We start from the raw sequence: 19,892 nt of genomic DNA on the forward strand, positions 1-19,892 counted from the left end.
CAGGGGCATTATGCTTGATAGTCACTAAAATAGCAAGAAAGCCACAGCCAAGTGCTGGTTTATTACACAAGAACCAACATAAGAGATAGAATACTGAAAATTAGCTGCCATCAAATTAGTTCGCTGGTACCATCAGCAACTCTACATCTTTAGTTATACCATTATTGATAACTTCAGCATCAGAATCAGCAATGTATAATAGCTTCCCGTCAGCTTTAATCGTCGCATTGACGGTCAGGGTACCCTCTTGTCTAACTTCATTTTTGAGATAAGTTAGCTCAAATGGAATTGTCGGTCGATTATTCAATGAATTGTAATATTTCTGCGATAATATCAATGCAGGCAGATCTACAACAGATGTATCTGCAAGAGTTACCGTGACAATCGCACTTTCTGGTAAAACAGAATCTTGCAAAATCACCACTCGCCCTTCAATTTTCCCTGAATCAACCGTTTGGTTATTGTGGCTACTTTTAGCATTAAGTGTTTTTGCGCTTGGCTTTGTGCTATTCCCTTCACAGCCAATCAACGTCAAAACGACCAATAAGCTAACTATATGGCGAAAGAAACTCATAGATATTACCTGTAAGCCTATGTTTTATTTAAAACATTTATGGTAGAGAAATAAACACATCATTTTTAGATATGGGAATAGGGTGAAGTATAACCAATATAAATAAAATAATAAATTAATATTTCAAAATGTAACATTAAGTGAATTAAAATTTTCTACGCACAATCATCCTACCTATTTAAAGTAAATAATGGGAAAATACCAATATCTAATTATGTCCAAGTGAACCGAAGATAACTATGAGCCCAGAATTAAAGAACTTAATTAGCCTAATTGAGCTTGAAAAGATTGAAGAAGGTATTTTTCGAGGACAAAGTGAAGACCTTGGTTTACCACAAGTTTTTGGCGGACAAGTTGTCGGACAAGCTATGTATGCTGCGAAGCAAACCATACCAGAAGATAGAGCTATTAACTCTTTCCATAGCTATTTTCTACGCCCTGGTGATAGCTCGCGCCCTATTATCTACGATGTTGAGATACTGCGTGATGGTGGAAGCTTCAGCGCCCGACGTGTCAGTGCTATCCAAAATGGAAAACCAATCTTCTTTATGACTGCCTCATTCCAGTCTGAGGAAACAGGCTATAATCATCAAAACCTAATGCCAGACGTTCCACCACCAGAAAAATTAATTTCTCAAGACGATATTATAAAGCGCTTAGCGGATCAACTCCCCGAATCAGTTAAGAAATACGCCCTTCGCCCAACGCCTTTTGAGTTCCGTCCAGTGGAATTTTATAGCCCATTTGATGCACCACCTCAGGAGCCATTTCGCTATATTTGGTTTAAAGCCAAAGGGCAACTGCCCGACTTACCCTCACTACATAGCTATTTACTTGGCTATGCTTCTGACTATAACTTTTTACCTGCCGCTTTACAGCCACACGGTCGAGGGTTTATGGAACGCGACTTACAAGTAGCGACTATCGACCACTCAATGTGGTTTCATCGCCCATTTAAGATTGATGATTGGTTGTTATATGCCGTAGAAAGCCCTTCGGCATCAGGTGGGAGAGGTTTTGTAAAAGGCCAAATCTATAGTCCCCAAGGGGAGCTAGTCGCAACAGCGGTTCAAGAAGGTGTGATACGTCACAGGCAACCTCGTTAATCCGCAGTAAAAAAGTAAGTGAATACTTACAGACTAAAAAAGAAAAGGTAATGGCAGCAAACAATAAACTGCCATTATCAATTCGAATAGAACACAGTATTTATCCTGTTTTCAGCATTATCATATCGTGCCGTACTTGTTTAATTGTAAGCACTTTCACCATGAGAAGTTATATCTAAACCTTCCCTTTCTTTCTCTACTGTAATTCTTAGACCGAATGTTTTAGCTGCTATCTTAAAAGCAATAAAGGCAACAATCGCAGTCCAAACCACACAGACTAAAATGCTAACAGCTTGAATACCAACTTGTTTCATCATAGTAATTCCTTCTGCATAACCACTTCCGCCTAATGTGCTGGCAGTAAATACCCCTGTCAACAAGCACCCTAAGATACCGCAGACCCCATGAACACCAAAAACATCACAAACATCATCTACTTTTAACCAACGTTTAAGAATGACCACGCCCCATAAGCCGGCGATCCCAGAAAGCAAACCGATGATTAGCGCCCCACCAACCCCGACAGTTCCTGCGGCAGGAGTCACACCAACCAACCCCGCTAAGCAACCAGAGCAAGCACCTAACAATGAGGGCTTATCCCTAAAAATCCACTCGGCAAATGTCCAAGACAGGATTGCTCCAGCCGCTGCCGCAATCGTATTGATAAATGCCAGAGCAGCAATACCATCTGCACTTCCCGCCGACCCTGCATTGAAGCCAAACCACCCAACAAATAAAATAGATGTCCCCATAAATACCATCGGTAAGTTATGAGGTTTAATTGCTTCCTTTCCTAATCCTGTTCGATGCCCAAGTAAGTAAGCACCAACTAAACCTGCAACAGCGGCATTAATGTGTACAACAGTGCCCCCTGCAAAATCAAGCGCACCATCTTGAGAAAGAATACCGCCTCCCCAGACCATGTGAGCCATAGGTAAGTAAGCAAATGTAGTCCAAATAACGGTAAAAATGAGAATGGCAGAAAATTTAATGCGTTCTCCTAATGCGCCAACAACTAATGCAACAGTTAAACATGCAAATGCACCTTGAAACGCCACATGCACAAACTGGGGAATTGAACCGGATAAACTTTCTACTGAAATGTTTTTAAGTAACACTTGGTTAAAACCACCAAAAAAAGCATTTCCTTCACTAAAAGCCAAACTATAACCATAAACAATCCAAATAACAGATACCAATGCAAAGATCACCGTTGTTTGCGCCATTAAAGAAAGCACATTTTTACTTCTTAATAACCCGCCATAAAACAGTGCAATACCCGGTACAATCATAAAAATAACCAATGCAGTAGCTATCATCATAAAAGCATTATCGGCTTTATCGACTTCTTTTGGCGAAGCAAACACACTCATTGGAAAACCCATTAATACCCATATATATACGACTAGGAACCATTTACGCATCGTCATTCTCCTACAGTGCTTCATCTTGTTTTTCACCCGTACGGATCCGTACAGCTTGCTCTAGAGGCAAAACAAATATTTTTCCGTCCCCTACCTGTCCGGTACAAGCAACACCCTCAATGGTCTCAATGACCTGCTCTAACTGTTCATCTAACACCGCTATTTCCATTCGTACTTTGGGCAAAAAATCAACAGTATATTCAGCTCCTCTATATAACTCTGCGTGCCCTTTTTGCCGCCCAAACCCCCTAACTTCAGTAATGGTAAGCCCTTGAATACCAACATCAGATAGCGCTTCTCGAACCTCATCTAATTTAAATGGCTTAATAATTGCGATGATGTATTTCATATTTACTCCTATAAGTCATACCAATAACCCACTCAATTTAGCGAGCAGTACTGACGTCAGAGCAAAACTTATGCCAAAATGTTTTTTTGCTTAAAAATCAAAAAGAAAAGACAAAATAAAAAACCACTCGGCTGAGTGGTTTTAAGGTGTGCATTATAATGGTGCAGAATAATTAACTGGTTACAACTTCCTTTTCAGCATCACTGAGGGCATTCAACGACTCCCCAACTTGTTGTAACTGGTACATTTGATAATAACGCCCTTTTTGTTGTAAAAGTTGTAGATGTTGACCTTGCTCAACAATTGCACCACGATGTAACACAACAACTTGGTCGGCATCAACTATCGTTGATAAACGATGGGCAATCACCACCAGTGTTGTATGTTGACGGATCACTCGAAGCGCTTTTTGTATCGCTTGCTCTGTCCCTGAATCTATATTTGCAGTTGCTTCATCTAGGATTAAAATTTTCGGGGTCACCACCAGCACCCTAGCCATCGCTAATAACTGCCTTTGACCTACAGATAAGGTATTTCCTTGTTCACCTAATACTGTGTCTAACCCCTCAGGTAAAGTGCGAACTAACTCTGCAAGTTGAACAATTTCAAGAACATCCCAGACTTTCTCTTGATTAATATCACGCCCAAGCGCCACATTGTCAAAAAATGAAGCTGCAAGTACGACAGGGTCTTGCTGTACCATCGCAATACCATTTCTTAATACATGGTGAGACAATGAATTTAAATCTCGCCCATCTAATAGGATCTCACCTTTTTGCCATGGGTAATAACCCATAATTAAATTAGCAATAGTACTTTTACCACTTCCTGTGTGACCAACTAAAGCTATAAAATTATTATCAGGTACGTGTAAGTTGATATCTTGCAACACTATTTTGTCATTACGATAGGCAAAAGATAGGTGGTTAATGGTAATTGAGCCACCTTGCAATGGGACAAGGCTTTCGCCATAACCCTGTTGTGGGCTATCCATTAATTCAAAAACTCGCTCACCTGATACAACCGCTTGCTGTAGCATGGATTGTTGAGAGGTTAATTCAATTAATGGTTCGTTTAATCGCCCCAAATAATTAATAAATGCATATAAAACACCAACACCAATCGTCGTTGTTCCTTCAAACCCAAACAGTAGTAACAACCCACACAATACTGATGCAGAAAATAAACTCAGTAATGGTCTTAGTAACAAACCATCTAATTTTAAAGCTTTCATCCGTGCAAAATAGTGGTCTTGGTTGACCTCTTGCATTTTTGCCCCGAACCTTGCTTGCTGTAGAAACTGCTGAATAACGGTCATTCCATTAATCACTTCATTAAAACCGTTGTTAATATCAGCAAGGTAAGACCTAACACGACGTACTATCGGTGTGCTCAACCTCTGATAAACAATCATCACCACAAATACAGCAGGGAAAATCATCACAGCAATAGATGCCATTCTCCATTCTAATGAAAACATCGCAACTAACATGGCACAAATCAGTGCTAAACTGCGAAAAACCGTTGGCACGACCATGACAAACAGGTCTTTAATCACCTCGGTATCATTAGTCACTCGTGAAATTAGCTGGCCAACAGGCTGTTTATCAAATGCACTTAGTGGCTGTCGCAAGGCAGCATTCATCACATCAGTTCGTAATGTTTGCACAACCCCCACTGATGCTTTGTTAAATAAAATAATCTGATAATAATGTAATAACGCAGCAATAACTTGAAGCAATATAAAGCCAATAGCCATATATAACGTCAATGGCATAATGATTTGCTTTTTCGCGACCATATTATCAATAAAATAACTGATCAATAGCGGCCCACTGACTTCTGCAATCGCGGCTAACCATAGCATAGCAATGGCAATTCCCATTGTACCCCGGTATGCTTTGCCATAAGATAATAAGCGCTTCAATGCTGGCCAAAGTGGTTTTTTCTGGCTCATAAATCACCATCCAAAGCAGCTTCAATTTGTTGATAATGATACATATCTTTATACCAACCAGTCTGGCTAATTAACGCCTCATGCCTACCTTGAATAACCATAGCTCCTTGGGATAACACTATAATATTGTCGGCTTCAACCAATGCAGATAAGCGATGAGCACTAATAATTAAGGTTCGCCCTTGTCGCCAGCGGCTTAAATTTTGCAAAATAGTAAACTCTGTTTGCCCATCTACTGCTGAAAGCGCATCATCCAATATAAGTATTTCTGCATTTTGTAAGATAGCCCGTGCTATTGAGATCCGTTGCTTTTGCCCTCCAGAAAGCATCACTCCACGCTCACCGACTTGGGTTAAGTACCCCTCAGGCAGACGTAAAATATCATCATGTACACAAGCAATCCGAGCCGCCTGCTCTATTTCTTCTTGGCTAGCTTCTGGTCTTCCTAGAGCAATATTCCCTGCGACAGTTTCTGAAAATAAAAATGGAGATTGGTTTACTACCGATAGCCTTGCGCGCCATTCATCTAGTAATACTTCAGACAAGGGCTGCCCTTGATAACAAATAGCCCCTTCAGTGATATCAAACTGACGTTGTAATAATGCCAGCAATGTTGATTTCCCCGCCCCCGTTGGCCCACAGATACCTAAAAACTGCCCTGGTTGCAGGTTAAACTGAATATCATGTAATGCGACTCGCGTTGTTTCTGGGTAACTAAACCTTATTATGTTCACATCCAACGGCCCTTTTTCAGGCTGTAATGAATGGGAACCATCTTGAATAACGAGAGGCTCATTTAATAAACTTAAGATACGGCTGTAAGCCGCACTTCCTCGTTCGACAATGTTAAACATCCAAGCAAGGGCTAACATTGGCCAAATCATCAACCCTAAATACATCACGAAACTAGTTAACTCACCTAAAGTCAAAGTGCCATTTAGCACCATCCAACTTCCGCCACCAATAGCGAGCAAATTTGCCATGCCTATCGCTAAAAAAATTGTTGGATCAAAACGAGCATCGACTTTCGCAACATGCATATTACGACGCCCCGCTTCCGTTGCCACTTGTTCAAATTGATTCGACTGATGATCTTCAAGGCCAAACGCTTTGATCATACGAATACTGGTTAAGCTCTCTTGTGCGTGATTGTTCAAAGATGAAAACGCACCTTGAGCGTGCTTGAAACGATGATGGAGCTGATCGCCGTAACGCTTAATAACCATTGCCATGATCGGCATCGGAATAAGCGCAAGCAATGTGAGCTGCCAACTAATTTCAACGCTCATCATGATTAATACTGCACACCCCATAACCAATGAGTCTACTAGCGTTAAAACACCCTCTCCAGCAGCAAATACCACACGATCCACATCATTTGTTGTACGAGCGATTAGATCCCCAGTTCGATATTTAAGATAAAACTGTTGATTTTGTAAGCTTAATTGTCGATAAAATTTTTGGCGCAATTGAACTGCCAGCTTATAAGATGCCCCAAATAGCCATAGTCGCCAAACGTACCTCAGGCCATAAACAACCAATGCAATAAGCAGCATTAATAAGATATATGTCACCAACTGTTTTTTAGGCATAGTATCTTTACTTATGCCATCAACCACGACACCCACGATGCGCGGCGGAACCAGTTGTAGAATTGCAATAATAATTAAAAAGCAAACTGCGCCAAAATAGCGCTTCCATTCGCTCAAAAAATACCAACTTAGTTGTGAAAATAATCGCACGTATTACTGCCTTGGATAATGTTAATTTATTTATACATAACTGAAACGCTCGTGTCGTTTACCAACAAAATTGCGCTAATCGGGGATTGGCAGCACCGTAGTATATTTAATTTTTTCCATCGCAAAGCTGGACGTTACATCAATTAAGCCATGTACCCCATTAACCAGTTTTTTGTAAAACAAATCGTAGGATTTCATATCGTGAACTTCTACCTGCATAAGATAGTCATATTCACCAGCCATGCGATAAAACATTAGCACTTCAGGAAGTTGGCTCACGAAAGACACAAACTGTTCATACCATTCACTATTATGGTGCTGTGTTTTAATTGTTACGATGACAGTTAAACCTAACCCAAGTTTCTCACCATCTAATAACGTTACTCTACCCCGAATATAACCATCATCTTCGAGTCGTTTTAGTCTTTTCCAGCATGGTGTAGAGGTTAAATTGACAGCTTCTGCCAGGGTATTTAAAGATAGACTACTGTCATTTTGTAATAAAAAAAGCAGTTTTTTGTCTATTTTATCTAACATAATTGCCCTCATGGCTTAGGTGGAAATGCTCTTTTATCTTTCTATTATTTGAATTACCAATATTAAGCAAAATCTCATCATTTAAAAACAATAAAAATGTTACCAATTGACATTATTATAGAAGAATTTTACCCAGATAACCAAATAAGAGTACAAATAGCACGCTAATCAATGGAAATTTATAAAAATAGAACTGTTAATTAAATTACAGTGTCGCTAACATGAAAGCAGAGAATTAATACTCTTTTTAAGCAACGTGATATCACCAAGGAGTCCCTATGAAACGTGCAGTGGTGGTCTTTAGCGGAGGGCAAGACTCAACAACCTGCCTCATTCAGGCCTTACAAAACTATGACGAAGTGCATTGTGTTACCTTTGATTACGGGCAGCGTCATCGCTTTGAAATCGAAGTTGCACAAAAGTTAAGTGTATCACTTGGTGCCAATGCTCATAAGGTTTTAGATGTGACCTTACTCAATGAGTTAGCGATCAGTAGTTTAACTCGGGATAATATCCCTGTGCCTGATTTTACAGAAAGCGAATCGAGCAGTCTGCCAAGTACTTTTGTACCCGGTCGTAATATTTTATTTCTCACATTAGCGGCAATATATGCTTACCAAGTACAAGCTGAAGCCGTCATTACTGGTGTTTGTGAAACTGACTTTTCCGGTTACCCTGATTGCCGAGATGAGTTTGTCAAAGCCCTTAACCACGCGGTTGACCTTGGGCTCGCTAAAAATATACGTTTTGAAACCCCATTAATGTGGCTGAATAAAGCCCAAACATGGGCTCTTGCCGACAGTTATGGCCACCTTGAGACCATTAGGAAGCAAACACTCACTTGCTATAATGGGATTCAAGGTGACGGATGTGGTGAATGTGCTGCATGCCACCTACGAAGCAAAGGCTTACATGAATATTTAGATGACAAAGAAGCTGTCATGCTCTCTCTAAAACAGCAGCAACAAAAAACAAACTAAACCGAACAGAGATACGCCTGCCTAACCACTTTTTAGGTAGGCTAGTTCTGAATGAAATCATCAGTCCCTGATTTGAACGATGCTAGTTTTTCACGTAACTCATCATCTATAACAATGGCTTTATTAGTTATATTATCGATAAAAACAAACGTAACATAAGCGTCAGATACCACTTCTGCTCCCCCCGCGTTATTACGGATAATTTGCTGATAGCACACCGCACTCTTAGAGCCTATTTTATCCATACGCGTTACAACAGTAAGCTCATCACCTAACAGCACTCCTTGGATATAATTTACGTTAATATTCACCGCAGCCATAGTTAGATTATTTTTTATCGCCCAATTAATGAAATTACGCTTATTCATCCATTCCCAACGGTCTGCTTCGTAAAATTCCAAATAACGTGCATTATTAACATGTTGGAAAACATCAATATGGTAACCATGGATCTTGACATGTGTTGTCATTCTAACTACTCCGACCAGTTTAATTTTAGATAACATAAAAATAACAAATGTACGGAAAATATGCTGAATGAATACCAGAAATAAGATCTAGCTCCCAAATTATTTACAATAAATTAATATTACAGCTCAATTACCCACCATTAAAATGGTATCCCCATACAATTGAATGAACCACAATGTATGGGGAATATTCAACTACAGTACAATTTTATCTTTATTTTTCTCTAAAAATGCAGGCCCTATCCCCTGAACTTCTAGAATATTTTCAATTGAATTAAAAGCCCCATACTTTTGCCTATATTCAACAATTGCTTTCGCTTTTTGCTTGCCGATGCCACTCAGCTTTTGTGCTAGCTCATCTACACTTGCTGAATTAATATTGACTTTGTCTGATTGCTCTGAAGATATGAGTTGTGAGTTTTCATTTGACGCTTTTTTTTGCACAAGTGCTGTTGTGGTTTTTTCCGCTTCAATCTTTTTCGCTAAAGAAAAAGAAGTAAAAGCCCCTAATAGAGAAAGAAGAAGTACGGTATTAGCCCCATGTTTCATCACTGTATTCCATAACATAATGATTCTCCTGTGTGTGTTGAGGAGTAACAATGACAAAGAAAAACAATGAAAGCTTTCAGAGGGTTATTTAAATGCGAAAGGCCACCCAAAGGTGACCTTTCATTTATAATGTTGCAAATTAAATTGCGAAGCTTCTCGCAATTATTCCATATTCAACACTTCAATTTTTGCATTTTCACGTAAGTTAAGCATCAGAGCTTCGTTAACCGCAGAGCTCATCGCCCCTTGGTATTCACGTGACAGCTGTTTTAACTCATCTTCCGTTGGTTGGCCTAAAGTGACTTTATCTAACTGAATAATCACATAATTATCAGATTCATCACGTGCAATGGCATAGTTTGGTTTACCTTCAGCCGGTTCAGCCATTTCCATTGATGCATTGATAATCGCAGTCTGTGGCATCAAACGTGAAACTGTTTGAACATCCGTAAATTTAATGCCTGCTGCATTCAGAGCTTCTTCGCCTTTACCTGCTTTCAGCTCAGCCAGTAGTTTCTCACTCGTTGCTTTAAGTTCTGCTTCTGCTTTTTGACGTTTAACTAAAGCTTCTATTTCAGGCTTAACAGTGTCAAAAGGTTCAATGTTTTCAGGCTTATACTCTGTAACACGTACAACAAATGCACGGTCACCTTCTACGTTAATAACGTCTGAGTTAATACCTTTAGAACCATTTTTATCAACTAAGCGATCACTAAATACCTCGTTAATCACTTTCGGGAAGTTAAGTGCCGCCGGAGGATTATTGCGGTCAAACCAATCCGTTGTGATTGATTTCAAACCTGAAACAGATTCAACTGAAACTAATGATTCCATATCATTTGTTGCTGCTTCACTAACCTTTTGTTGTAAGTCATAGAACTGTTTGATGTTTTTATCTTGCAGTAAACTGTTTTTGATACTTTCTTTAACTTGTTCAAAAGGCTTAGTTAATTCTGGTTTAATATCATCTAAGCGGAAAATAATATAGTTATTTTGTGACTTGATTGGGGCAGAAAGTTGGCCTTTCTCAGTTAATTTTGCATCAGCAATCTCACTTGGTGTTGATGATGCTTCCATCCAACCAATAAGACCTTTTTGTTTAGCGCTGAATATATCCGTCGACTTTTCAGCTACAATGGCAGCAAAATCAGCCCCTGCTTTTAGTTCATTTAGGATATCATTTGCTTCTTTTTCTGAAGCTACTTGGATCATACTATATTGTTTTTGCTCAGCCTGAGTATAGTTTTTCAGGTTTTGCTCATAATATGCTTTCACATCTTCATCAGATACTGTTGCTGCTGGCATAGATGCCGCATCCATTTCAACATAGCTTACTTTCACTTTTTCAGGTGAAATAAAGCTATCTTGGTTAGCATCGTAATAAGCTTTTAATTCATCGTCTGAAACGGTTTGTTTACCTTGAACATCAGCTAAAGGTAACGTTGCCGTACGAATTTCACGTTCTTGCATATACAGTTGTGCATATGCTTTAACCTCAGATGGCAAAGCAAAATCTGTACCGGTAAAGGTTTTACCTAACTGTGCGCGTGTAAGGTCTTGGCGAATTTGTGCTGCAAAGCTATCTGCATTGATATTGTAACGCTGTAAAATCTCACGGTACTTTTCGCTATCAAATCGACCATCTGTTTGGAAAATTTGCATTGAGAATATAGATTGCTCAATTTGCTGATCGCTTGCTGACAGGTTTAGTTCATTAGCATATTGATTAATCAATTCATTGTTAATCAAGTTATCAAGTGCTTGGCGGCGCAGCAAATTCATGCTTTCTTCGTTACTAGCTACTTCTGAGAATTTATCTCCCAGATATTCTTGCAATGACTGACGTTCCTGCTGAAAGGCCTGCTGCAACTGTTCCCTGCTAATTGGCTGACCGTTAACTTCGGCTGCATTATTTGCACTATTGCCTCCGATGCCGCCCATCATAACGCCACCTAACACAAATGAAAGGATTATCAGCGCTAGTATTATTTTGAGCAAAGGACTATTTGCCTTTGTGCGTAAATTTTCCATCATAAAAAGGCTTAACTCCGCTTTGTTGAATTCAATTTCCTGATAATACGCTAATCTTAACTCAGAAAGAAAAAAAAGCGCACCATTTACATGGTGCGCTTATATATTAGCTGATTAAAGACATTCCGTCAGTTTGAGTTTTCGCAAAAATGCAAGAAAGACAAACTTAAATACCTAATTAGCTATTAACAGCGTCTTTAAGACCCTTGCCTGGACGGAAAGCTGGAACTTTCGCCGCAGCGATTTTAATTTCTTTACCCGTTTGAGGGTTACGGCCTGTACGTGCTGCACGCTCACGAACAGAAAAAGTACCAAAGCCAACTAGAGCAACATCGTCCCCTTTACTAAGAGAGCCCGTTACAGTAGCGACGAACGCGTCAACAACACGACCTGCTGCAGCTTTAGAAATATTCGCATCAGAAGCGATTTGATCAATCAGTTGAGCTTTATTCACTCTTATCATCCCCATATTAGTTGGACTATAAATCTCTTAATTAACTCTAACGGTTATTAGTATAGTTAATTAATGATGCAGTCGTTATATCAATCCTGATTACCAATGGCAAGAGAACAGATTACATACAAACAATTATCAGAATCATCGCTAAAGTAGCTATGAAAAAAAAGGCTGACAAGCCCTAAATTAGCTATCAGCCTTAATTTTATACAAACTTCTTGATTCAGCTCACTCTTTTAGCTTTATTTTTTACAACTTCAGCCCCAAATGGAGGGTTAACTAAAGCCAAAGAAAGCACTTCTTCAATAGTTTTTACTGGATGAATTTCCAGATCAGCGATCACATTTTGAGGAATTTCTTCTAAATCACGTTCGTTTTCTTTAGGGATTAATACGGTTTTAATCCCTCCACGGTGTGCCGCCAATAGTTTCTCTTTTAAGCCACCGATTGGGAAAACTAACCCTCTTAATGTAATTTCCCCTGTCATAGCCACGTCTGCTCTAACAGGATTACCCGTTAAGCAAGATACCAATGCCGTTGACATGGCAATCCCCGCACTTGGACCATCTTTCGGTGTCGCGCCTTCAGGAACATGGACATGAATATCGCGTTTTTCATAAAAATCGCTATTAATACCCAATTTTTCTGCACGAGCTCTAACTACGGTTAATGCCGTTTGGATAGATTCTTGCATCACTTCACCTAAAGAACCGGTATAAGTTAACTTACCTTTACCTGGAACACAGGCGGTCTCAATGGTAAGTAAGTCACCACCAACCTCAGTCCAAGCAAGACCAGTAACTTGCCCTACACGGTTTTCAGTATCCGCTTGGCCATAATCAAAGCGACGAACGCCCAGATAGTCTTTCAGGTTGTCTGCATTAATTTCAATATGCTTAAGCTTTTTATCCATTAATAAAGCTTTAACTGCCTTACGGCACAGTTTTGAAATTTCACGCTCTAAACCACGTACACCAGCTTCGCGAGTATAGTAACGAATGATGCTCATTAGGGCGCTATCATCAATAGTAAGCTCACCCTTTTTCAAAGCATTACGTTCTATTTGCTTAGACAATAGATGTTTTTTCGCTATGTTCAGTTTTTCATCTTCTGTATAACCAGAAAGACGAATAACTTCCATACGGTCTAATAATGGCGCCGGAATATTCATCGAGTTAGACGTCGCAACAAACATAACATCGGACAGATCGTAATCGACTTCTAAATAGTGATCATTAAATGCAATATTTTGTTCTGGATCAAGGACCTCTAACAATGCAGAAGCGGGGTCGCCACGCATGTCAGATGACATCTTGTCAATTTCATCCAATAGGAATAGCGGGTTTTTCACCCCAACTTTAGCCATTTTTTGGATAAGTTTGCCCGGCATAGAACCAATATAAGTACGGCGGTGACCACGAATTTCTGCTTCATCACGTACCCCACCTAAAGCCATGCGAGTGTACTGACGGCCTGTTGCCTTCGCAATGGATTGCCCCAATGACGTTTTACCAACGCCCGGAGGCCCAACTAAGCAAAGAATTGGCCCTTTAATTTTGCTAACACGGCTCTGTACTGCCAGATATTCTAAAATCCGATCTTTCACGCGCTCTAAGCCGTAGTGATCGGTATCTAGCACTTCTTGCGCTTTAACTAAATCTTTTTTAACTTTGCTACGCTTATTCCATGGTACTTGTACCATCCAATCAATATAGCTACGAACAACTGTAGCTTCTGCAGACATCGGAGACATCATTTTCAGCTTCTGCAACTCAGCTTCGGCTTTTTCTTGTGCCTCTTTTGGCATTTTCGCTTCTTCAATCTTACGTTTTAGCGATTCATACTCGTCTGGCGCATCGTCCATTTCACCAAGCTCTTTCTGAATAGCTTTCATTTGCTCATTCAGATAGTACTCACGCTGGCTTTTTTCCATCTGTTTTTTAACGCGATTGCGGATACGTTTTTCTACTTGCAGCAATTCAGTTTCTGATTCCATCATTGCCATCAAGAATTCAACGCGTTCAGCAATATTTGCCATTTCCAAAACACGCTGCTTATCAGCTAATTTCAATGGCATGTGAGACGCAATGGTATCCGCTAGTTTATCTAGCTGATCTTGCTCTATCGCATGCAATGCCGTTAGTACTTCAGGTGGTATTTTCTTATTTAATTTTATGTAGCTTTCAAACTGACTAACAATAGTACGATATAAAACTTCGTTTTCTTTTTCATCAAGTACACTTGATGACTGAGAGCCCGCGGTTGTTTCGTCATAAACTACGTTTTCAGCTTGTGTATCTTGTTCTGGGGCTAAATATTCCGCTTGTGCTAAGAAATATTCGCCATTATCAGTCAAGCTCGTAATACGTGCGCGTTTTAGCCCTTCAACGAGGACTTTAACGGTGCCATCAGGTAGTTTCAGCATCTGAATAACGGATGCAACAGTACCTACAGCAAATAAATCATTCACCCCTGGCTCATCAGTCGAGGCTTCTTTTTGCGCAACCAGCATCACTTGCTTGTCATGATCCATCGCTGCTTCCAGACTGTGAATGGATTTTTCACGTCCAACAAACAGTGGGATCACCATATGTGGGTATACCACTACATCACGCAGAGGCAATACTGGTATTTCAATGCGTTCGGAACGCTCAGGATTCATAAAGCTCTCTCTTCGTTTAGCTCACGCTAGTTTAAGGGTTTCTGTTTCTTATTCTAAAATTACTTTCTAAAACAAGGAAACCACACCTCAGAATATAAACTATATGGGGACAAGATTTTAGCATTCAATAGCTAGTTGAACATAAAAAACAAAATGAGGGAAACCCCTCATTTTGTTTGATTAATTATTGAACGTTTATTAAGGATTAGTTATCGCCAGAAGCTTGAGCCTCAGGTTTACTGTAAATCAACAAAGGTTCAGACTGTTCGTTAATTACATTTTCATCGACAACAACTTTCTCAACATCACTCATTGAAGGAAGGTCATACATAGTATTCAGCAATGCCGCTTCAACAATAGAACGTAAACCACGTGCACCCGTTTTACGTGCCATTGCTTTTTTCGCAATTGCCTTTAATGCTTCTTCACGAAACTCGAGTTCAGTCCCTTCAAGGCTAAATAACGCTTGGTATTGCTTGGTTAAGGCATTTTTTGGTTCTTGCAGAATCTGAATTAATGCTTCTTCGCTTAGTTCTGTCAGCGTTGCAACAACTGGCAGACGGCCAATAAATTCAGGAATTAAGCCAAACTTAATTAAGTCTTCTGGCTCTGCTTGAGTCAGCAATTCACCTTCCGTTGCTTTCTCTGATTCACCTTTAACTTCCGCAGCAAAGCCAATACCAGAACGCGTGTTTAAACGTTGCCCAATGACTTTGTCTAAACCGGCAAATGCACCACCACAGATAAACAGGATTTTTGATGTATCAACTTGCAAAAATTCTTGTTGAGGGTGCTTACGACCACCTTGTGGTGGTACCGCCGCAACCGTCCCTTCAATAAGTTTCAGTAACGCTTGCTGCACACCTTCACCGGAAACATCACGAGTAATTGATGGGTTATCTGATTTACGTGAAATTTTATCAATTTCATCTATATATACAATTCCACGCTGTGCTTTTTCAACATCATAGTCACATTTTTGCAAAAGCTTTTGAATGATGTTTTCAACGTCTTCACCAACATAACCAGCTTCAGTTAATGTTGTTGCATCAGCCATTGTAAACGGTACATCCAAGTAACGAGCTAATGTCTCAGCTAAGAGAGTTTTACCGCTACCTGTTGGCCCTATAAGCAAAATGTTACTTTTACCTAGTTCAACACCATCACTGGTTTTATCACCATTACGTAGGCGCTTGTAGTGATTATATACCGCAACAGCTAAGACTTTTTTTGCCTTTTCTTGGCCAATAACATAGTCATCAAGATGTTGCCTAATTTCATGTGGAGTCGGCAATTCACTACGCTCGCGATGCGGTGCAAGTTCCTTGATCTCTTCACGGATGATGTCGAGACATAAATCTACACATTCATCACAAATATAGACTGACGGACCGGCAATCAGCTTACGAACTTCATGCTGACTTTTTCCGCAGAAAGAACAGTAAAGCAGTTTGCCTGTCCCCTCTTTGCGTTTCTCTGTCATCAGTTGACCTCACTTTTATCTATACCGCTTTGTTTTTCTTAATTAAAGCTAAAAACAAAGCCGCAATTTCTTAAAATAGTTTATGGTATAAACTAATTATACCAAAAGTTGACCCATTAACGGCTACTATAAATTTGGTCGACTAAACCATATTCTTTTGCTTCATTAGCCGATAAGAAACGGTCACGCTCCGTGTCACGGTTAATTTCTTCAATAGATTTCCCAGTATGTTGAGCCATTAGCTCATTCATACGTGCTTTCACTTTGAGGATTTCTTGAGCATGAATTTCAATATCTGTCGCTTGGCCTTGGTAGCCACCCAATGGTTGGTGGATCATGACTCGTGAGTTAGGTAAACAAAAACGTTTACCTTTCGTACCTGCTGTCAATAAGAAAGCCCCCATGGAACATGCTTGCCCCATACAAATAGTACTCACATCAGGCTTGATAAATTGCATTGTGTCATAAATTGACATTCCTGCTGTAATCACACCACCAGGTGAATTAATATACAGATGAATATCTTTTTCAGGGTTTTCTGCTTCAAGAAATAACATTTGAGCGACGATTAAGTTCGCCATATGGTCTTCCACTTGACCTGTCAGGAAGATAATCCGTTCTTTTAATAGACGTGAGTAAATATCATATGAGCGCTCACCACGGGAGGTTTGCTCTACGACCATTGGCACAAGTGCCATTTGGGATGCTAATTGTTCCTGACTGCCAAAATGTGACATCGAAATCTCCTATTAAAAACGTTCTGGTGCTTGCGCCTAATTTGCTTTCTGTCCGCTATATAGAGCAGAGATCGTGCCACAAACAACTGTCTTTAAAACATCTGCCTTAAAAAAAGACCGTGCCTGCAACCTGTTGCGATCTTCTTATTTTTAGTTTAGCTAAAATTTAACCGCGTCACAGATAAAAATTAAGAAGAAAATGCAGCTAAATATGCTGCAGTAAACAAGACGCTGTTGAAAATAGTTTAACACAAGTTAATTAGGTTACACGGATTATCCCATTAGAAAACCTTACCTGATTTTCAAAATTTGCGAAATAACCCGTTAGGCTGATATCAGCACTTTCTTCAATGTTAAGCTATTTAAAATAATTCAAATCTCAATTAAAGCTTTTCGCAAATCAAAAACTATACTCTAAATCATTCACGTGGTAGCTAGACCACAAGCCAATCAGCCTCTTAGAGTGCACATTTGTATGTAACTAGTATGTATAAACATAATCAACCACATTACAGCTTGAAGTATAGTGAGCACATTCATGCTACTTGAAGTATAGATAATATAATTAGGGTTTAAATGTGATTTTCAAGGCTAACCTAGCTAAATTCACAAAAGTGTTAATTTAACGGCTTTAATTGACAAAAAACCCGCAGTAACACACTACGGGTTTTTTATTTTCTACAGCAAGAAAAAAATTAACCAGCTTGAACTTGGTTCATCAGCTCAGTAAAGTTAGTTTCTTTTTCTGTCACTTTAGCAACCGCCAGTACAGTTTCAACGGCTTGTTCTTCTAAAGCTAAGTTACGAACGCTGTTCATTAACTCTTCGTTTTTGCTATAGTATTCGATAACTTCAGCTGGATCTTCGTATGCAGATGCCATCTCTTCGATTAGCGCTTTAACGCGATCTTCGTCAGCTTTCAGCTCATTTTTGTTGATCACTTCGCCTAACAGCAGGCCGATAACAACGCGACGTTTAGCTTGTTCTTCGAACAGTTCACGTGGTAATTCCATCGCTTGTTTTTCATCACCACCAAAACGCTGTGCAGCTTGGCGACGCAGAACATCGATTTCACCATCAACAACCGCTGCTGGAACTCCGATGTCATTAGCTTTGATCAGACCTTCTAATACTTGAGCCTTCACACGGTTACGAACTGCATTTTTCAGTTCACGTTCCATGTTTTTACGCACTTCTGCACGCAGACCATCTAAAGAACCATCAGCGATACCGAAACGCTTAATGAATTCTTCAGTGAATTCAGGTAATTCGCGCTGTTCTACTTTCTTCAGAACGATAGCAAATTTTGCTGCTTTACCTTTCAGGTTTTCAGCGTGGTAATCTTCAGGGAAGTTAACTTCAATCTCAAACTCTTCGCCAGCTTTGTGGCCAACAACGCCTTCTTCAAAGCCTGGGATCATGCGACCTTCACCCATAACTAATGCGAAGTCTTCTGCTTTACCACCTTCAAACTCTTCACCATCAATAGAACCAGTGAAGTTGATAGTGATACGAGAATCAGCTTCTGCTGCTGCTTCAACTTCTTTCCACTCCGCTTGTTGCTTACGCAGAGTTTCTAACATGCTTTCCAGATCTTCATCTTTTACAGATACAGCCGGTTTTTCAACTTCAATCGTTTCTAAACCTGTTAATTCGATTTCTGGGTAAACTTCGAATTCAACTGAATAGACAAAATCTTTACCGTCTTCGAGTTGCTCTGGTTTGTAACTAGGCGCACCCGCTGGGTTGATTTTTTGCTCAATAATAGCGTTAATGAAGTTGCGTTGCATAACATCGCCCAGAACGTCTTGCATAACTGACGCACCGTAACGTTGTTTAACAATATTCATTGGTACTTTCCCTTTACGGAAACCATCAATACGCACTTTTTTAGCAACGCTGACTAGCTCGCTATTTACTGCTTTTTCAATATCAGTGGCAGGAACGGTGATTGTTACACGACGCCCAAGGCCTTGAGTCGTTTCAACAGAAACTTGCATCTTCTTACCTCAAAATAAATCTTAGTGATCGGTCTACTCCAGAGTTATGCCATTAAATCATATTGGCTGTCTCCCTTCCAGAACCGGGGGCGTTACTTTCATAACGGTCATCCCTGATATCAGAAGCGTCCCGAAACCTTACTGAAAATTAGACGCAGCATTATACCGATGCATGCGCCCTGAGTCGAGAAAAGCTGAGAAAAGAAGCGATTTTTCCTCTTTATTTGTGACTTTTCTGACTAAATTTTTTATTTCCCTTCAAAATTTGAAGAAAAAATACTCATCAAACCCATCATAGGAATGATAAATTATCAAAAGAATAGTTACAGTCTATTAACTGAAACTAAAAATTACCGGTTTACTCCACCAACACCACGACAGGCTGGCGATTTTAATGCCGTATTGGCAAGCTCATCCCATTCTTTTTGTGTATAAGTGTGCAAAGCAAGAGCATGGATGCCCCCCGCTAATTCATCGGCTAAAATAGCATAAATTTCACGATGACGAGCAAGCATTCGTTTATTCTCAAATTTATCGCTGACTAAAACTACCTTAAAATGGCTTTCTGAACCGGGTAATACATTGTGTTGATGACTTTCGTTGATCACATCTAAATGTGAAGGTTCAAAAGCAGTTTGTAATTTTTGGCTCACTCGATCTTGCATACTTTGCGATGCATTAGCGACCATAAAATACTCCTTAAATTGTGATTCTCTCTAGTATTGGTAAGTTCAGTAAACTATATTGCACATCTTAATTAATGTTGTCTTCTTATTATAGAAATACCCGATTATGATTTGGCAATGTTATGATAGCGATACGTTAGTGCGAATT

At 39.7% G+C, this 19,892-nt stretch carries 17 protein-coding genes; 2 read left to right on the top strand and 15 right to left on the bottom strand.

All coding sequences use genetic code 11. The features are described 5' to 3' along the window. Positions 1-115: 115 nt before the first annotated feature. Complete coding sequence (locus ACPEH5_RS06360; protein WP_042846892.1) at positions 116-574, bottom strand: YbaY family lipoprotein; 459 nt, start codon at positions 572-574, stop codon at positions 116-118. A 239-nt stretch (positions 575-813) separates the two neighbouring features. Here ACPEH5_RS06360 and tesB point away from each other — a divergent pair, with 239 nt between their 5' ends. Next, positions 814-1,680: an acyl-CoA thioesterase II gene (gene tesB, locus ACPEH5_RS06365; RefSeq protein ID WP_129466854.1), complete on the top strand. Its 867-nt coding sequence runs from the start codon at positions 814-816 to the stop codon at positions 1,678-1,680. A 140-nt stretch (positions 1,681-1,820) separates the two neighbouring features. Here the strand turns inward: tesB and amtB are convergent, their stop codons facing one another. The 5 genes from amtB to ACPEH5_RS06390 form a co-directional block, all read right to left on the bottom strand. Continuing rightward, positions 1,821-3,128 carry an ammonium transporter AmtB gene (amtB, locus tag ACPEH5_RS06370; RefSeq protein ID WP_306804624.1) on the bottom strand — a complete coding sequence of 436 codons (1,308 nt, stop codon included), beginning with the start codon at positions 3,126-3,128 and terminating at the stop codon, positions 1,821-1,823. After that, positions 3,115-3,453 carry a P-II family nitrogen regulator gene (locus ACPEH5_RS06375; RefSeq protein ID WP_042846895.1) on the bottom strand — a complete coding sequence of 113 codons (339 nt, stop codon included), beginning with the start codon at positions 3,451-3,453 and terminating at the stop codon, positions 3,115-3,117. The genes amtB and ACPEH5_RS06375 overlap by 14 nt, the downstream gene beginning before the upstream one ends. A gap of 172 nt (positions 3,454-3,625) precedes the next feature. Continuing rightward, the gene (locus tag ACPEH5_RS06380) at positions 3,626-5,410 is read right to left on the bottom strand and encodes a SmdB family multidrug efflux ABC transporter permease/ATP-binding protein (RefSeq protein WP_042846896.1); all 1,785 of its coding nucleotides are present in this window, start codon (positions 5,408-5,410) and stop codon (positions 3,626-3,628) included. Continuing rightward, entirely contained in the window at positions 5,407-7,152 is a 1,746-nt protein-coding gene (locus ACPEH5_RS06385) for a SmdA family multidrug ABC transporter permease/ATP-binding protein (RefSeq protein WP_071547717.1), read from the bottom strand. The genes ACPEH5_RS06380 and ACPEH5_RS06385 overlap by 4 nt, the downstream gene beginning before the upstream one ends. Positions 7,153-7,227: 75 nt before the next feature. Further along, a complete protein-coding gene (locus tag ACPEH5_RS06390; protein WP_042846899.1) occupies positions 7,228-7,689 on the bottom strand; it encodes an Lrp/AsnC family transcriptional regulator in 462 nt (153 codons plus the stop codon). 278 nt (positions 7,690-7,967) lie between these two features. On the opposite strand from ACPEH5_RS06390, the gene queC reads away from it, so the two are divergent. Beyond that, the gene (gene queC / locus ACPEH5_RS06395; RefSeq protein WP_042846900.1) at positions 7,968-8,669 is read left to right on the top strand and encodes a 7-cyano-7-deazaguanine synthase QueC; all 702 of its coding nucleotides are present in this window, start codon (positions 7,968-7,970) and stop codon (positions 8,667-8,669) included. 41 nt (positions 8,670-8,710) lie between these two features. On the opposite strand, the gene ACPEH5_RS06400 is transcribed toward queC, so the two are convergent. The 9 genes from ACPEH5_RS06400 to bolA form a co-directional block, all read right to left on the bottom strand. Further along, positions 8,711-9,139, bottom strand: a complete 429-nt coding sequence (locus ACPEH5_RS06400; protein WP_129466855.1) for an acyl-CoA thioesterase — start codon at positions 9,137-9,139, stop codon at positions 8,711-8,713. Positions 9,140-9,334: 195 nt separating this feature from the next. After that, positions 9,335-9,706, bottom strand: a complete 372-nt coding sequence (locus ACPEH5_RS06405) for a ComEA family DNA-binding protein (protein ID WP_042846902.1) — start codon at positions 9,704-9,706, stop codon at positions 9,335-9,337. Positions 9,707-9,850: 144 nt separating this feature from the next. After that, positions 9,851-11,722, bottom strand: coding sequence for a peptidylprolyl isomerase (gene ppiD / locus ACPEH5_RS06410; RefSeq protein WP_042846904.1), 1,872 nt, complete (start codon positions 11,720-11,722; stop codon positions 9,851-9,853). A 175-nt stretch (positions 11,723-11,897) separates the two neighbouring features. Continuing rightward, positions 11,898-12,173, bottom strand: coding sequence for a nucleoid-associated protein HU-beta (gene hupB, locus ACPEH5_RS06415; protein WP_004914513.1), 276 nt, complete (start codon positions 12,171-12,173; stop codon positions 11,898-11,900). Positions 12,174-12,399: 226 nt separating this feature from the next. Further along, entirely contained in the window at positions 12,400-14,838 is a 2,439-nt protein-coding gene (lon, locus tag ACPEH5_RS06420; protein WP_042846905.1) for an endopeptidase La, read from the bottom strand. A 205-nt stretch (positions 14,839-15,043) separates the two neighbouring features. Beyond that, on the bottom strand, positions 15,044-16,321 hold the full coding sequence (gene clpX / locus ACPEH5_RS06425) for an ATP-dependent protease ATP-binding subunit ClpX (RefSeq protein WP_042846906.1): 1,278 nt from the start codon (positions 16,319-16,321) through the stop codon (positions 15,044-15,046). A gap of 116 nt (positions 16,322-16,437) precedes the next feature. Then, positions 16,438-17,058, bottom strand: coding sequence for an ATP-dependent Clp endopeptidase proteolytic subunit ClpP (clpP, locus tag ACPEH5_RS06430; RefSeq protein ID WP_042846907.1), 621 nt, complete (start codon positions 17,056-17,058; stop codon positions 16,438-16,440). Between the two features lie 695 nt (positions 17,059-17,753). Further along, positions 17,754-19,058: a trigger factor gene (gene tig, locus ACPEH5_RS06435; RefSeq protein WP_281110689.1), complete on the bottom strand. Its 1,305-nt coding sequence runs from the start codon at positions 19,056-19,058 to the stop codon at positions 17,754-17,756. 350 nt (positions 19,059-19,408) lie between these two features. Beyond that, complete coding sequence (gene bolA, locus ACPEH5_RS06440) at positions 19,409-19,747, bottom strand: transcriptional regulator BolA (RefSeq protein ID WP_071547712.1); 339 nt, start codon at positions 19,745-19,747, stop codon at positions 19,409-19,411. Positions 19,748-19,892: the final 145 nt, after the last annotated feature.

Origin of the sequence: Providencia sp. NPDC089933 (genome assembly GCF_049545585.1) — a bacterium.
GTDB lineage: Bacteria > Pseudomonadota > Gammaproteobacteria > Enterobacterales > Enterobacteriaceae > Providencia > Providencia huashanensis.

Excerpts from the sequence above, each read along its gene's own strand:
- ACPEH5_RS06390 (WP_042846899.1), bottom strand. The coding sequence starts at position 7,689 with ATGTTAGATAAAATAGACAAAAAACTGCTTTTTTTATTACAAAATGAC.
- ACPEH5_RS06380 (WP_042846896.1), bottom strand. The coding sequence starts at position 5,410 with ATGAGCCAGAAAAAACCACTTTGGCCAGCATTGAAGCGCTTATTATCT.
- amtB (WP_306804624.1), bottom strand. The coding sequence starts at position 3,128 with ATGAAGCACTGTAGGAGAATGACGATGCGTAAATGGTTCCTAGTCGTA.
- bolA (WP_071547712.1), bottom strand. The coding sequence starts at position 19,747 with ATGGTCGCTAATGCATCGCAAAGTATGCAAGATCGAGTGAGCCAAAAA.
- clpP (WP_042846907.1), bottom strand. The coding sequence starts at position 17,058 with ATGTCACATTTTGGCAGTCAGGAACAATTAGCATCCCAAATGGCACTT.
- queC (WP_042846900.1), top strand. The coding sequence starts at position 7,968 with ATGAAACGTGCAGTGGTGGTCTTTAGCGGAGGGCAAGACTCAACAACC.
- tig (WP_281110689.1), bottom strand. The coding sequence starts at position 19,058 with ATGCAAGTTTCTGTTGAAACGACTCAAGGCCTTGGGCGTCGTGTAACA.
- ACPEH5_RS06405 (WP_042846902.1), bottom strand. The coding sequence starts at position 9,706 with ATGTTATGGAATACAGTGATGAAACATGGGGCTAATACCGTACTTCTT.
- ACPEH5_RS06375 (WP_042846895.1), bottom strand. The coding sequence starts at position 3,453 with ATGAAATACATCATCGCAATTATTAAGCCATTTAAATTAGATGAGGTT.
- ACPEH5_RS06360 (WP_042846892.1), bottom strand. The coding sequence starts at position 574 with ATGAGTTTCTTTCGCCATATAGTTAGCTTATTGGTCGTTTTGACGTTG.
- clpX (WP_042846906.1), bottom strand. The coding sequence starts at position 16,321 with ATGACAGAGAAACGCAAAGAGGGGACAGGCAAACTGCTTTACTGTTCT.
- lon (WP_042846905.1), bottom strand. The coding sequence starts at position 14,838 with ATGAATCCTGAGCGTTCCGAACGCATTGAAATACCAGTATTGCCTCTG.
- tesB (WP_129466854.1), top strand. The coding sequence starts at position 814 with ATGAGCCCAGAATTAAAGAACTTAATTAGCCTAATTGAGCTTGAAAAG.
- ACPEH5_RS06400 (WP_129466855.1), bottom strand. The coding sequence starts at position 9,139 with ATGACAACACATGTCAAGATCCATGGTTACCATATTGATGTTTTCCAA.
- ppiD (WP_042846904.1), bottom strand. The coding sequence starts at position 11,722 with ATGATGGAAAATTTACGCACAAAGGCAAATAGTCCTTTGCTCAAAATA.